The organism is Bradyrhizobium sp. CIAT3101 (assembly GCF_029714945.1).
In the GTDB taxonomy this organism is placed as follows: Bacteria; Pseudomonadota; Alphaproteobacteria; order Rhizobiales; family Xanthobacteraceae; genus Bradyrhizobium.
In genome coordinates this window covers 3,341,578-3,355,600 of the sequence record NZ_CP121634.1, presented here as the reverse complement: position 1 = coordinate 3,355,600, position 14,023 = coordinate 3,341,578, and the positions used below count along the sequence as shown (strand labels likewise).

Annotated in this window: 15 protein-coding genes; 6 read left to right on the top strand and 9 right to left on the bottom strand. The window is 63.9% G+C overall.

The features are described 5' to 3' along the window. Nucleotides 1–16 precede the first annotated feature (16 nt). Nucleotides 17–622 (bottom strand): TetR/AcrR family transcriptional regulator, encoded by a 606-nt coding sequence (locus QA645_RS15655; protein ID WP_283051323.1) that lies wholly within the window; start codon nucleotides 620–622, stop codon nucleotides 17–19. 143 nt (nucleotides 623–765) lie between these two features. On the opposite strand from QA645_RS15655, the gene QA645_RS15650 reads away from it, so the two are divergent. Then, on the top strand, nucleotides 766–1,164 hold the full coding sequence (locus QA645_RS15650; protein WP_254196284.1) for a RidA family protein: 399 nt from the start codon (nucleotides 766–768) through the stop codon (nucleotides 1,162–1,164). A 30-nt stretch (nucleotides 1,165–1,194) separates the two neighbouring features. Here the strand turns inward: QA645_RS15650 and QA645_RS15645 are convergent, their stop codons facing one another. The 4 genes from QA645_RS15645 to purC are packed head-to-tail and all read right to left on the bottom strand — an operon-like array spanning nucleotide 1,195 to nucleotide 3,886. Further along, the gene (locus QA645_RS15645; RefSeq protein WP_254194431.1) at nucleotides 1,195–2,169 is read right to left on the bottom strand and encodes a tripartite tricarboxylate transporter substrate binding protein BugD; all 975 of its coding nucleotides are present in this window, start codon (nucleotides 2,167–2,169) and stop codon (nucleotides 1,195–1,197) included. After that, entirely contained in the window at nucleotides 2,166–2,867 is a 702-nt protein-coding gene (purQ, locus tag QA645_RS15640) for a phosphoribosylformylglycinamidine synthase subunit PurQ (RefSeq protein ID WP_254132511.1), read from the bottom strand. Before purQ ends, QA645_RS15645 begins: the two co-directional genes overlap by 4 nt. Continuing rightward, nucleotides 2,867–3,106 carry a phosphoribosylformylglycinamidine synthase subunit PurS gene (gene purS / locus QA645_RS15635; protein ID WP_235545190.1) on the bottom strand — a complete coding sequence of 80 codons (240 nt, stop codon included), beginning with the start codon at nucleotides 3,104–3,106 and terminating at the stop codon, nucleotides 2,867–2,869. Before purS ends, purQ begins: the two co-directional genes overlap by 1 nt. A 12-nt stretch (nucleotides 3,107–3,118) precedes the next feature. Continuing rightward, nucleotides 3,119–3,886 (bottom strand): phosphoribosylaminoimidazolesuccinocarboxamide synthase, encoded by a 768-nt coding sequence (gene purC, locus QA645_RS15630; protein WP_208866972.1) that lies wholly within the window; start codon nucleotides 3,884–3,886, stop codon nucleotides 3,119–3,121. Nucleotides 3,887–4,205: 319 nt separating this feature from the next. Here purC and QA645_RS15625 point away from each other — a divergent pair, with 319 nt between their 5' ends. Together QA645_RS15625 and purB are read left to right on the top strand one after the other, a co-directional pair. After that, entirely contained in the window at nucleotides 4,206–4,529 is a 324-nt protein-coding gene (locus QA645_RS15625) for a DUF1476 domain-containing protein (RefSeq protein WP_254132512.1), read from the top strand. A gap of 94 nt (nucleotides 4,530–4,623) precedes the next feature. Beyond that, nucleotides 4,624–6,066: an adenylosuccinate lyase gene (purB, locus tag QA645_RS15620; RefSeq protein ID WP_283051314.1), complete on the top strand. Its 1,443-nt coding sequence runs from the start codon at nucleotides 4,624–4,626 to the stop codon at nucleotides 6,064–6,066. A gap of 47 nt (nucleotides 6,067–6,113) precedes the next feature. On the opposite strand, the gene cynS is transcribed toward purB, so the two are convergent. Further along, nucleotides 6,114–6,602 (bottom strand): cyanase, encoded by a 489-nt coding sequence (cynS, locus tag QA645_RS15615; protein ID WP_283051313.1) that lies wholly within the window; start codon nucleotides 6,600–6,602, stop codon nucleotides 6,114–6,116. A 75-nt stretch (nucleotides 6,603–6,677) separates the two neighbouring features. Then, nucleotides 6,678–8,222: an alpha/beta fold hydrolase gene (locus tag QA645_RS15610; protein ID WP_283051312.1), complete on the bottom strand. Its 1,545-nt coding sequence runs from the start codon at nucleotides 8,220–8,222 to the stop codon at nucleotides 6,678–6,680. 144 nt (nucleotides 8,223–8,366) lie between these two features. Here QA645_RS15610 and mddA point away from each other — a divergent pair, with 144 nt between their 5' ends. From mddA to QA645_RS15595, 3 genes are read left to right on the top strand one after another with little or no spacing between them, the layout of a single operon-like run. Beyond that, nucleotides 8,367–9,122, top strand: coding sequence for a methanethiol S-methyltransferase (mddA, locus tag QA645_RS15605; protein ID WP_283051310.1), 756 nt, complete (start codon nucleotides 8,367–8,369; stop codon nucleotides 9,120–9,122). After that, on the top strand, nucleotides 9,119–10,096 hold the full coding sequence (locus QA645_RS15600) for an NADPH:quinone oxidoreductase family protein (RefSeq protein ID WP_283051309.1): 978 nt from the start codon (nucleotides 9,119–9,121) through the stop codon (nucleotides 10,094–10,096). Before mddA ends, QA645_RS15600 begins: the two co-directional genes overlap by 4 nt. 54 nt (nucleotides 10,097–10,150) lie before the next feature. Then, nucleotides 10,151–10,900, top strand: coding sequence for a hypothetical protein (locus QA645_RS15595; protein WP_283051308.1), 750 nt, complete (start codon nucleotides 10,151–10,153; stop codon nucleotides 10,898–10,900). A 115-nt stretch (nucleotides 10,901–11,015) separates the two neighbouring features. Here QA645_RS15595 and QA645_RS15590 read toward each other — a convergent pair whose 3' ends face one another. Continuing rightward, nucleotides 11,016–12,683, bottom strand: coding sequence for a tetratricopeptide repeat protein (locus tag QA645_RS15590; RefSeq protein ID WP_283051307.1), 1,668 nt, complete (start codon nucleotides 12,681–12,683; stop codon nucleotides 11,016–11,018). A gap of 100 nt (nucleotides 12,684–12,783) precedes the next feature. Then, nucleotides 12,784–13,983, bottom strand: a complete 1,200-nt coding sequence (locus QA645_RS15585) for a TrmJ/YjtD family RNA methyltransferase (RefSeq protein ID WP_283051305.1) — start codon at nucleotides 13,981–13,983, stop codon at nucleotides 12,784–12,786. Nucleotides 13,984–14,023: the final 40 nt, after the last annotated feature.

Genomic DNA, 14,023 nt, shown 5'->3' with positions numbered 1-14,023 from the left:
CATGAGCGAATTTGCATCATGCGCTGCGGACTGCATCGCGCAGCAATCCGCTCGCCAACTGTCGAAACGCGTCCACGGCCTTGTTCAGTACGGCTTTCGGATCGTCGGCCGCGGCGACCCATAAAGCAGCGCTGAGCGCGGCGCCGTTCAGCAATCGCCCCGCCGCTTCAACGTCCACGGGCTTCACCACCTTTTCGTCGATCAGCGAACGGACCGTTCGCATGGTGACGTCCAGGCAGGCGTTCTCGCCGGGCCATTTCGATGGATCACCGAGTACGGCCGGTCCATCCAGAAGCATGATGCGCTGAATTTCAGGATCGAGCGCCATTTCGATATACGCACTGCCCTCTGCGAGGAGGCCTTGCCACAAGGTGGGCGCCTGCTCGCGGATCGCGCGCAGCCGCTCCGCCATTTCGGCGTCGATCTGCTCGACGACGGCCCAGAGCAGCCCCTTCTTGTCTTCGAAATTGTGATAGAGCGCGCCCCGCGTCAGCCCGACCGAGGCCGTCAGCTCATCCATCGACGCGTCTGCATAACCTTGCGTAGCGAACGCCTTGCGCGCGGCCCGGATGAGCTTGACCCGATTTTCCGCCATGGCTGCGGCGCGCTTTCCCTCGACCATGCTCGCTCCACTTTTCAGTTGACATACGCCTCGTATGTGAGCGATACCCACTCACATACGGAACGTATATGAAGAATGTCACGGCCGGCGCCGCAAGGCAATTCGGCCGCCAGCTCCACAGTTTCTTTCGAAAGGCTCAAGCCATGCTCCAACGCGAGGCAATCTTCCCCGCTGACCGCCACGCGCTTTACCAAGCGCATCGGTATTCTCCGGCGATCCGATCCGGTGACTTGCTCTTCGTTTCGGGCCAGGTCGGTAGTCGCGAGGACGGCTCACCCGAGCCGGTGTTCGAGGATCAGGTCCGGCGTGCGTTTGCCAATCTGCGCGCCGTGCTCGCAGCTGCCGGATGCACGCTCAGCGATGTGGTGGACGTCACCACGTTCCACACCGATCCTGACAAGCAGATCGATACGGTGATGGCCGTCCGCAGCGCAGAGATCGGCGACGCCCCCTATCCGAACTGGACGGCCGTGGGAGTGAATTGGCTCGCAGGGTTCGACTTCGAGATCAAGGTCATCGCCCGGATCCCTTCAGCCGCGTAAGGCCGTCTCCCGCCAATGCGGGAGAGACGCCTACGGCTTGGCGTCGTCCGCCAGCATCTTCCGGTACTTCTCGACGTCGCGCGTCACGAGTTTTTGCAGCACCTCGGGCGTGTGCTCGTCGGGATCGGGCGCGACGGTCGAGAGATCAGCAAAGCGCTTCTTCACCGCGTCGGTCTCGACCGCGGTGCGCGCGGCAGCATTCAGCTTGGCGATGATGGCCGGCGGCGTGCCCTTCGGCGCGAACAGGCCGTTCCAGCCCTGCGCCTCGAACTCGGGCAGGCCGGCTTCGGCCGATGTCGGCAGGTCGGGCAGCGTGGCGAGCCGCACGGTCGAGCCGACCACGAGCCCCCTCACCAGCTTCTCGTTGATCGACTGCGACACGGACGCTGCGGCGTCGCAGACGCCGTCGATCTGGCTACCGATCGCATCGGTGAGCGCGGGCGAAGCACCGCGATAGCCGACCAGCGTCGCGTCGATACCGGCGGCCGTGACAAAACTCTTGCAGATGAGATAGTTCGACGAGCCGACGCCGGCGTGTCCCAGGTTGATCTTGCCCGGATTGGCCTTGGCGTAGGCGATGAACTCTTTCAGATCCTTCGCCGGAAAGTCCTTGCGCAGCGCGATGATGCCGAAGGTCTTGGCGACCATGGCGATCGGCGCGAAGGAGTCCGGTGTGAACGGCAGTTTCGGATAGATGGTGTAGGTCGCGGCGTTGGTGCCGGCATTGCCGATCGCGATCGTATAACCATCAGGCTCGGAACGGGAGGCACGCGCCAGCGCGGTCGAGCCGCCGGCGCCTGCAACGTTCTCGATCACGATGGATTGGCCGAGCGCAACGCCCATCTGCTCGGCCACCGTGCGTGCGATCACGTCCGAGGTGCCGCCGGCCGCGAACGGCACGATCATGGTGATCGGACGCTTGGGGAAATCCTGGGCGAAGGCGGCAGATGTCAGCGACAGCGCCGCAATCGCGGCGAACGCGCGCTTCAACACGAACGAGATCACGCGGCCTTTTCCAGATGCGCGGTGAGGCCCGCGAACAGGCCGCGGCCATCGGTGCAGCCCATGATGTCTTCGACGTGGTTTTCCGGATGCGGCATCATGCCGAGCACGTTGCCCTTGTCATTGACGATTCCGGCGATCGAATGCGCGGCACCGTTGATGTTGGACTGGTCGTCGACCGTGCCGTCCGGGGAGCAATAGCGATAGAGCACGCGCCCCTCGCCCAGCAACCGCTTCACCGTCTCTTCGTCGGCCGCATAATTGCCCTCGCCATGCGCGACGGGCACGCGAATGACCTGGCCGGCATTATAGCCGCGCGTGAACGGCGTATCCGAACGCTCGACTCGCAGGTGAACATCCTTGCAGATGAACCTCAGCCGCGAATTGCGCATCAGAATGCCCGGCAGGAGGCCGGACTCGCAGAGGATCTGGAAACCGTTGCAGACGCCGAGCACGAGGCCGCCCTTGGCCGCATAGTCACGCACCGCATCCATCACCGGCGCCCGCGCCGCAATCGCACCACAGCGCAAATAGTCGCCGTAGGAGAAGCCACCGGGCACGACCACGAGGTCGGTGCCTGCCGGCAGCGAGGTCTCGGCGTGCCAAACCATCGCGGGCTCATGGCCCGAGATGAGCTTCAGCGCGCGCGCCATGTCGCGTTCGCGGTTGATGCCGGGGAAGACGAGGATGGCGGCTTTCATCAGAGCAGCTCGACCCGATAGTTCTCGATCACGGTGTTGGCGAGCAGCTTGTCGGCGGCTTCCTTCAACGCGGCTTCCGCCTTGGCCTTGTCGGCGCCGGCGAGCTCGATGTCGAACACCTTGCCCTGGCGGACGCTGGCGACGCCGTCGACGCCGAGCGACTTCAGCGCGCCTTCGATGGCCTTGCCCTGCGGATCGAGGATACCCGTCTTCAGGGTAACGGTAACACGTGCCTTCACGTCAAATTCCTCTCAGCTCTTCACCAGCACCGGACCGGAACCTACCGGACGCTCATTCTCCATGAGGATGCCGAGGCGCTTGGCGACTTCGGTATAGGCCTCGAGCAGGCCGCCGAGATCCCTGCGGAAGCGATCCTTGTCGAGCTTCTCGTTCGACTTGATGTCCCAGAGACGGCAGCTGTCCGGCGAGATCTCGTCGGCGACGATGATGCGCATCATCTCGTTCTCGAACAGCCGGCCGCACTCCATCTTGAAGTCGACGAGGCGGATGCCGATACCGAGGAAGAGGCCGGTGAGGAAGTCGTTGACGCGAATGGCGAGCGCCATGATGTCATCGATCTCCTGGGGCGTGGCCCAGCCGAACGCGGTGATGTGCTCTTCCGACACCATGGGGTCGTTGAGCTGGTCGTTCTTGTAATAGAACTCGATGATCGAACGGGGCAGCTGGGTGCCCTCCTCGATGCCGAGGCGCTGCGACAGCGAGCCGGCGGCAACGTTCCGCACCACCACTTCCAGCGGCACGATCTCGACCTCGCGAATCAACTGCTCGCGCATGTTGAGGCGGCGAATGAAGTGGGTCGGCACCCCGATGTCGTTGAGGTGCTGAAACAGGTACTCCGAGATCCGGTTGTTGAGGACACCCTTGCCCTCGATCACCTGATGCTTCTTCGCATTGAACGCGGTGGCGTCATCCTTGAAGTGCTGGATCAGGGTACCGGGCTCCGGACCTTCGTAAAGAACCTTTGCCTTGCCTTCATAAATGCGACGCCGACGGCTCATTGGGATGTACCGTGTTTTGTTGAAATCCATGTATTTGGTGTGCTCCGGTTACCAGGTTACGACCCACAGCGGAGCTGCCGTGAACGGCCCGGAACCCCTTCCGAATCCTTGGAAACAGAACGGGAACCAAGCCTTTAGGCAACCTATCCGATTGGCTGTCCCAGCACAATCGATCCGGCCCATCCGACGCTGACTTATACCGCCTTGCCTGCGGCTTTACGGCTCGTTGTTTCGTCGATCGTGCCCTCTATCTAGGCATGCGTGAGGGCCCTCGCAACGAGGGCCGCCAGGTCCATAGCCCCGAGGAATTGGAAGACGCATGAGCGAATTCAACAAGCGCGAAGAAGGCTTTGAGAAGAAGTTTGCCCTCGACGAGGAGCAGAAGTTCAGGGCGGAGGCCCGCCGCAACCGGCTGCTGGGGCTGTGGGCGGCCGAAAAGCTCGGAATCACCGGCGAAGCCGCCACCGCCTATGCCAAGGAGGTGGTCGCGGCCGATTTCGAGGAGGCCGGCGACGGCGACGTCCTGCGCAAGGTCATGGCCGATTTCGCCGCCAAGAACGTCGCCCTCACCGAACAGGCGATTCGCGGCAAGATGAGCGAGCTGATCGCGGTCGCGGCCGCCGAGGTAAAGGCCGGGAAGTAAGCTTAACAGCGAGCGGTGGACGGCCACGGAAGGGCTCCCCGCCGCTCGCGCTGCCGGGCTTGCAGCCGGCCCCCAGCAATGCCAAATGGGCGGCATGTCCCAGGAAAACCGCCAAGATCACATCTCCAACGTCCTCGCCCAACGCTATGCCTCGCCCGCCATGCGGGCCATCTGGAGCGGTGAAGGCAAGGTTCGCCTCGAACGCGATTACTGGATCGCCGTGCTGAAAGGCCAGCGCGATCTCGGCATTGCCGTGCCCGATGGCGTGATCGAGGCTTACGAGCGCGTGAAGGACCAGGTCGACCTGGACTCGATCATGCGGCGCGAGCGCATCACCCGCCACGACGTCAAGGCGCGGATTGAGGAGTTCTGCGACCTGGCCGGTCACGAGCACCTGCACAAGGGCATGACCAGCCGCGACCTCACCGAGAACGTGGAGCAGCTCCAGGTCTATCGCGGGCTGCAGCTGATCGAGACCAAGAGCATCGCCGCACTCATCCGCTTTGCCAAGCACGCCAAGCAGCTCCGCGACATGCCGTTCACGGCGCGCACGCACAACGTCGCCGCGCAGGTTACGACGCTCGGCAAGCGCATCGCCATGTTCGGCGAGGAGATGCTGGTGTCGCATCAGAGCCTGGTCAGCGTGCTCGACAGCTATCCCGCGCGCGGCCTGAAGGGCGCGGTCGGCACAAGGCTCGACCAGATCACCCTGTTCAACGGCGATGCCGGCAAGGCCCGCGCGCTCGAACAGCAAATCCTCAAGCATCTCGGCCTGCCCAAGAGCTTTGATGCGGTCGGCCAGGTCTATCCGCGCAGTCTCGACTTCCGCGCGGTCAGCGTGCTGACCGAGCTCGCCAGCGGTCCCGGCAATTTCGCCAAGACGGTGCGCCTGATGGCGGGCCATGAGCTCGCCAGCGAAGGTTTCGCCAAGGGCCAGGTCGGCTCGTCCGCGATGCCGCACAAGATGAACAGCCGCTCCTGCGAGCGCATCAACGGCCTGCACATCGTGCTGAAGGGCTATCTCGCGATGGCCGCAGGCCTTGCCGGCGATCAGTGGAACGAAGGCGACGTCTCCTGCTCCGTCGTCCGCCGCGTGATGCTGCCCGATGCCTTCCTCGCCATGGACGGCCTGCTCGAGACGCTGCTGTCGGTGCTCGACCAGATGGAGATATTCGACGCCGTCGTTGCGACCGAGCTCAATCGCTACCTGCCGTTCCTGCTCACCACCACGGTGATGATGGAAGCGGTCAAGAAAGGCGCCGGCCGCGAAGGCGCGCATGAGGCGATCAAGGAGCACGCGGTCGCGGCCATCCGCGACCTGCGCACCGGCAAGATCGTGCAGAACGACCTGCTCAAGCGTCTCGCCGCCGACCAGCGTCTCGGCCTCAGCGAAGCCGAGCTGAGCCAGGTGCTCGAGCACGGCCGCGCCAATTCCGGCGATGCCGGCGCTCAGGTTGATTATTTCGCCGAGCAGGTCGATGCGCTGGCGAAGGCGAAGCCCGAGGCGGCCAAGTACACGCCGGGCGCGATCCTGTAAGCGAACAGTTGCGAGCAGCGAATATTCGCTGCTCGCCATTCGCTCCCTCACTCTTCCTTGAAGCCGTACTCCGGCACGTTGCCGCTGGCGCCGTAATATTTGTACGGCAGGAATTTGCCTGACATCGTGATCTTGACGCGGTCGCCCTTCGGGTTGGCGACGCGCTCGATGCCCATATCGAAGTCGATCGCCGACATGATGCCGTCGCCGAACTCTTCCTCGATCAGCGCCTTCCAGGCCGGACCGTTCACCATCACCATCTCGTAGAAGCGATAGATCAGCGGATCAGTCGGCGGCATCGGCGTACCCTGCCCGCGCATCGGCACCTCGTTGAGCATCGCGGTCTCGGTCTTCGACAACCCGAACAACTCGCCGGCATTCGCGGCCTGCGGCTTCGTCAATTTCATCTGGCCCATGATCGCGCCGACGATCAGCACTTCCGAATAGCCGCCGATCTTTTCGCAGATGTGTTTCCAGCTCCAGCCCTTCTCGCGCTTGATGTCGAGCAGCTTCTCGGTGAGGTCGTCGCGTTTCATGTCGGGGTCTCCCTTGATCAGGCATGTGACGGGCCTGCCGCTTTGGGAGGCACGAAACGTGCCAATAAATGAGGCTTATCGCTTCAGGGGTTCCATGAATCGCCTGATCGCCTCCAGCACCGGCTGCTGATCGCCGGCAAAGAACCAGTGATCGTGGCCGTCGAGCTCGACGAACTGCGCACCCTTGATCCGGCTCGCCACGTCGCGGCCGGCCGCGATACGCACGGCCTTGTCGTCCCGCCGATGCAGCACCAGCGTCGGCACGGCGATCTGCGGCAGCAGACCGCGCACGTCGGCGTCGCGAAACGCTTCCAGCACGGCCGAGATGCCGCCGGGACTGGACGCAGCGCGCAACAGCCCCGCCCACCAGGCGCGCGCCTGCGGATCGTCCGCAAGGCTCGGCGCAAACGCTTCGATCCCGACCGGGCCGCCCCATTGCGCGATCAGATGCTTGCTCCAGGCGTCATACTGGCTGGCGCGCAGCGCATGCGGATAATCTTCCGCCCAGCACCCCTTGGCCAGCGCGCCGAATAGAATGAGCCCCGCGACGCGGCTGTCGTCATCGGCCGCGAATTTGATGCAGGCCGGTCCGCATTCCGATGCGCCGAACAGCACGACGCAACGCGAGCCCGCCGCCCGCAGCACGGTGCCGATATCCTCCGCGGTGACATCGATGCTCGGCGCCGAGCCGACACGGTCGGACAGCCCGATGCCGCGGCGATCGAACACGATGAGGCGCCCGAGCTTCATCAATGACGCCAAAAACGTCCGGCACGCGGGATGCTCCCAGGCGCGCTCCACATGGGAGACGAAGCCGGGCATCACCAGGATATCGAGCGAGCCGCTGCCGTAGGTCTGATACGCCAGGTGCACGCCAGCGCCCTTGACGTAGCGCGTGGTCGGAAGCGCATGCGGTGCAGCGGCGGGGCTCATCAGCGCTTCGGTCTCGGCTTCCGGCGCAACGTCAAGCTCCCCGCGCAGCCGCTGCGTCAGCGCCGCATAGTGCCGTTCCGCGGCGCTGCGATCACCTGATAGCAGCAGGCTGCGGATCAGATGCCGGCCATAGACCTCGCTGAGCGGATCGAGCTCGACCAGACGCCCCGCATGCGCGGTCGCCGCAAAATGATCGCCCGCGGCATTCCTGTCCTGCACCAGCCGCTCCAGCGCGTGCACGAGCCGTCCCCGCAGCGCCTCGCGGCGAAAGAACGCCCAATCGTCGAATTCGGGCGCGTCCTCCGGAGAGAAGCCCGCGAGGAAGTCACCGCGATAGATCCGGCAAGCCTCTTCAAACGCGCCGCGGTCGCAGGCGCTCTCGAACAGATGCGTATCGACCGTCAGTTCGATCTCCGGCGACCATCGCACGCTGGTGCGGTCGGTCTCGAACACCTGCTCGCCCAGCGCGAGCTCGATGCGATGAAGCAGGCGCCGCAAGCGCGCCAGCCCGGTCTCGCGGTCGGCCTCCGGCCACAACTGCGTCGCGATCAAATCCCGCGCAACCGCGCCCTTGGCCTCCGCGAGATAGACCAGCAGCGCAAGCCCCTTGCGCAAGGCGAGCTTGATCGGGCGGCCGTCGGCGTGGATCTCGGGGAACCCGAACGTCCCGAGCGAGAAAGCCGTCATGGACATCCTTCCTTCGCAGCAATCCCGGGGGACGCGCAGGGGACGGTCGCGCGGTAGCCATCGGGCCAGATCGAGCCGCCTCGCCTGCGAGCGATTCAGGCTCCTGCATGCGTCACCGCTGCAACAGGCACAATAGGAAAAAACATGGTCTCGCGCGTCCTGATCCTGCTCTACGCCCTCGTGAGCTACGCCCTGTTCACGATCTCATTTCTCTATGCGCTCGGTTTCGTCGGCAATTATGTCGTGCCGAAATCCATCGACGTCGGCAGCCCCACAGGTCCAGGCGAGGCCATCGTCGTCAATCTGCTGCTGATGAGCCTGTTTGCCATCCAGCACAGCGTGATGGCGCGTCCTGCGTTCAAACGATGGTCGGCCAAATTCCTTCCCGCGGCCTGCGAGCGCAGCACCTATGTGCTGCTCTCCAGCCTGGTCCTCCTCTTGCTGTTCTGGCAATGGCGGCCGATCCCGATGCCGATCTGGCAGACGCGCGGAGTTGCGGCATGGTTGCTGACCTCTGTGCATTGGCTCGGCTGGCTGATCGCGTTCGCCTCGACCCACATGATCGATCATTTCGATCTGTTCGGCGTGCGCCAGGCCATCGTCGCGTGGCGCGGAGCCAAGATATCAGGTCAGTCGTTCCGGACGCCCCTGCTCTACAAGATCGTACGGCATCCGATCATGCTCGGCTTCCTGCTCGCGTTCTGGGCGACGCCCGAGATGACGATCGGCCGTCTGCTGTTCGCGCTCGCGAACACCGCCTACATCCTGGTCGCGCTGCAGTTCGAGGAACGGGATCTGATCGCCGAGTTCGGCGCGACCTATCAGCAATATCGCCAGCGCGTTCCCATGCTGGTGCCGCGTCTGTTCGTGCGCCGCCAGACGGAAGGAGCGCCGCGATGAGAGCCGTGCTGTGCAGCTCGTTCAGCGGCCCGCAGGATTTGCGGCTTGGTGAGATCGCCGAGCCGAAGCCCGCGGCCGACGAGATTCTTATCGACGTCCATGCGGCCTCGGTCAGCTTCATGGACCAGTTGCTGGTCTCGGGCCTCTACCAGATGCGACCGCCGCTGCCCTTCGTGCCCGGCACGGAGGCCTCCGGTGTGGTCGTAGCGATCGGCGAGAAAGTCACACAATTCGTCCCCGGCGATCGCGTGGCCTGCAGCAGCTGGACCGGCGGCTACGCCGAACGGATGATCGCGAAGGCATCGAAGAGCGTGCATCTGCCGGATGGCGTCGCGTTCGAGGCGGCGGCGACCATCCTGCACAATTACGGCACCGCCTATTATGCGCTGGTCGAGCGCGCACGGGCGCGAGCCGGCGAGACCGTTTTCATCACCGGCGCCGCCGGCGGCGTCGGGCTCGCCGCCGTTGATCTCGGCCGCCATCTGGGCCTGCGCGTCATCGCCGGCGTCGGCTCCGACGACAAGGCCCCGCTGGTGCGCCTCTACGGCGCCAGCGACGTGATCAATTATCGCAGCGAGAATCTGCGCGACCGCATCAAGTCGATCACAGCAGGCCGGGGCATCGATATCGGCTTCGACAATATCGGCGGCGCGATCCTCGAACAGATGGCCCGATTGATGAACTGGGGCGGGCGGCTGATGCCGATCGGATTCACCAGCGGCGAGATTCCCTCGATCCCGATGAACCTGCCGCTTCTGAAGAACTATGCCATCATCGGCGTCTTCGTCGGCGCCTGGGCGGAGAAATTTTTCGCAGAGGCCGCGCGTATGAACGACACGTTGATGCAATTGCTGGCCGACGGACACATCCGCCCGCACATCGACCGCGTCCTCCCTTTGGATGAGGCCCGTGACGCCATGCACGCCGTCGCCAACCGGATGGTTCAGGGAAGAATTGTCCTCAAGATCCGATAGAGTAACCCGCACAAGCCCGGCCATGACGCCGTGGAAACTTCAGGAATCTAACCGTTGACCGAGATCATCATCGACAAGCGCTATTGCGGCCCGCCGAACTCCGGCAATGGCGGCTATGTCTGCGGCCGGCTGGCCCAGCACATTCCCGGCGGCGCCGAGGTGACACTGCGCGCGCCGCCTCCGCTCGACACACCGCTCGCTGCGATCGCAACGGACGACAGCACATGGGAGCTTCGCGATGGTGCCAGGGTCGTCGCCACCGGGCGTGCAGTGAGCGTCGAACTCGCGCGGCTGGAAACAGCCAGCTTCGCGGAAGCCAGCGCCGCCGAATTGCTGACGCCGATCAAGCCGCACGAACATCCGCTGCCAACCTGTTTCGTCTGCGGCCCCGCAAGGGCCAAGGGCGACGGCCTGCGCATCTTCGCCGGCCCGCTCGGCCGTCATGCACACACGCCCGTCCTCGCAGCGAGTTGGGTCCCTGATCCAAATCTCGCCGCCGATGACGGCCTGATCGCTCCCGAATTTCTCTGGTCCGCGCTCGACTGCCCCACCGGTTTCGCCTGCAACTGCGATCCGCAGAGCAATGCCATCGACCGCACGCCACTCCTGCTCGGCCGGATGTCGGCACGGATCGAAGCCCGCCCGCGCCCCGGCGACCGCTGCATCATCACGGCCTGGCCCACCGCCCGCGACGGCCGCAAGCGCATGGCCGAGGCCGCGCTGCATGACGAAAGCGGGACCCTGCTGGCGGTGGCGAAGACGACATGGATTGCGGTGGAGCGAGACGTTCAGCTCGGACGATAGGTGACGTCTCGCATGGGGGCACTGCGAAGCATTGCCCCCTCGCGCACAGCGACGAAATTGGTGAGCACGGTGCTAGGCGCCTTTGCTCACTCGACGAGACCATGCCCGATCTCAATCAGCGGCCCACTCGCAGCGCGGCAAGCTCGACGTCGGCGGCCTGTTTCTCGATGAAAGTTTTCGGACAGTCGGCCGCGGCCTGATCGAACAATTTCAACGCCTCGTCCCTGGAGCCGCCCTGCAGTGCGCGCTCTGCGATATAGAAATTCGCCTCGCAGAGCTGAGCCTTTTTCCTCATGGGGTCGGCATCGTCAGCGGCGCGGATCACTTGCTCCGGCGTCATCGTGCCAAGCAAGAGATTTACAATCGGCGCGGGCCATTTGGTCCCGTCCAGCTGCTTCGCAGCCTCGCTTAGTCCACTAGGTTGGTCGCTGCGCTTTGCGACGATTTCGCGCCAAATGACCGGATAGGCTTCCTTTGGATTAATCTGAATTGATTGATCGAGGTCAGCCAGCGATTTCGCGAACGAATCAATCTGCCAATAGAATCTTGCGCGATGAAAGTAGGCGCGCGCATTTTTAGGATCGAGTTGCACGAGCTGATCGTAACCTGCGATCGCGCGATCCAAATCCCCCTTGCCTCTGTACGCGTTGGCCCGGTTCGATATTGCGTCCTTGTCGTTGGGATTTAGGCGGATTGCCTCGTCGTAATCTGCGATCGCGTGGTCAAGCTCCCCTTTTGCGTAGTAGGCAAGGCCCCTCGCGCGGAGCGCAGGGCCGTCTCCTGAAGCAAATACAATTGATTCAGTAGCGACGGACGCCGAAATGGACTCACCATCCTGACCTTGATTCTGGGTCGGTCGATCACCGGGCGATCCTTGAGCTTGATGTGCCAGCTGGATCGCCTTGTTGTAATCGGCGATGGCGCCATCATAGTCGCCCTTTCGGGCACGGGCGACACCGCGACAGCCGTAGCCAAATGGGCTTCGGGGATTCAGTTCGATGATCCGGTCATAGTCGGCGATCGCGCGATCGATTTCGCCTAGCTGAGAGAAGGACTCCGCTCGGAAGAAATAGAAATTCTCTTGTTTTGGCTTGATCGGCATTGTCTGATCGACTTCAGCCAATGCACTCGCTCTGTTGCCCTTCGCGAAGTAAACTCGGCCACGGCACAGCTGGCCGCCGCCACTCTGCGGGCTGATCTCGACCGCTCGATTGCAGTCAGCCATCGCCCTATCCAGGTCGCCCTTGCGGATGTAAATGAGACCTCGGTCGACATGCACCAGGACATTGTCCGGGTGGACCAAAAGGGCTTGATCATAATCAGCGATGGCGCGATCGATATCCCCTTTTGATCGATAGATCCGGGCTCGCCCCAGACGGGCATAGACGGACTTTGGATCAAGCTCGATCACCTTGTCGTAGTCAGGCAGTGCGGCATCGGGCTCTTGTTTCTGGATATGCGCGAAAGCCCTGTCCAATCGGGCGCTCACATTCTCTGGATAGCGCGCGATGATCTCGTCGTAATCAGCGATCGCACGATCGATCTCGCCTTTCTGGCGGTAGAACATGGCGCGGCGAATGTGTGCCATGATTGTGCTTTGCTGCATGGTCGGCGCCGCCTCGATCATCGCGGTGCAGCCCGCGATCCGGTCATCGACACTGAAATTTCCGACCGCGTTGCACTTGGCGGTCAATGGCATTTCCGCGCGGGCGACCGGCGCATCGATCAAGCCCGCAAAACCTGCTACCGCACACATGAGTGCGCGGCCTGTCATTCCAAACATGCAGTCCCCAACTCAATTCACGGGGACTGTCATAGCAACCAATCGGGCTCATGCACAGCCCTTGGTTGCAGCTATCGTAACGGCGCCGGCCAGCCCAAACCTACGCGCCCTGCTCGACCATCCCCTGCAGCCGCACCAGCTCCGCCTCGAGATCGCGCTCGACATCCGCCGCGCGGATCTCCAGCACGCGATAATCGCGCGCCTCCAGCCATGCCCGCCGCGACGCGCGGTCGGCGGCAATCGTCTCGCCCTCGCCTGGATTCACCAGCTCGATCGCGATCCGGTGCGGAAAGGAGACGAAATCCGGGATGTGGCGGCCCACGGGGGTCTGGCGCTTGAACCCACCTGCAAAACGGCGATCGCGCGTGAGCGCCTGCCAGAGCAGGCGCTCGGCATCGGTCGGGTTGCGGCGGAGCAGGCGCGCAAGGCCGCGCACGGTGGAGCCGCTGTCGGGCACGCCGCCGCCCTGGCCGTGCTCGGCCAGCAGCGCGCGCAGGCGCGTGGCCTGCTCGCCATCGAGCACGCCGCCCTTGGCCGGGCCCTTGCGGCCTTCCGCGATGGCCATCACCACGCCGTGGAGCGTGTGCATGTCCTGCTTGGTCGGCTCCATCCTGGAGAAGATGTTGCGCAGGTTGACCAGCATGGTGTCGCGCTTCTCGGCCGGGCGCAAAAATTCGACGCGGTCGAGCTCGCGGATGAGGTTGTCGAAGAAGGACTGCATCTGGTGCTGCGAGGCGCGCTCGGAGCGTTCCGGCATGCCGTGCGGCAGTTCGCCTGATGTCGCGCGCTTGAACCATTCATAACCGACCAGCAGCACGGCCTGGGCAAGGTTGAGCGAGGCAAAGCCCGGATTGACCGGGAAGGTGATGATGCGGTTGGAGAGCCCGACCTCCTCATTGGTCAGGCCCCAGCGCTCCCGGCCGAACAAGATGCCGGCCTTGCCGCCGGTGGCAACGTGTCCCGAAATCTCCGCGGCGGCCGCTTCCGGCCCCACCACCGGCTTGGCCTGATCATGAGGTCGCGCGGTGGTGGCGAACAGCAGGTCGAGGTCGGCCACCGCCTGCTCCACTGTGTCGAACAGTTCGACCGTTTCCAGAATGTGGTCGGCGCCGGCGGCGGCCCGCTGGGCTGCGATGTTCGGCCAGCCGTCACGCGGGTTGACGATGCGCAAGCGGCTCAGGGCGAAATTACCCATGGCGCGCGCGGCCATACCGATATTTTCCCCGAGCTGCGGTTCGACCAGGATCACGATGGGGCCGTCGAGTGCGAGCCCTGCCTTGGTCTTGTCGGTGCCGGACATCTCAATCCACTTTCTGCTTCAGCTTTCGGCTTCCGAAGAG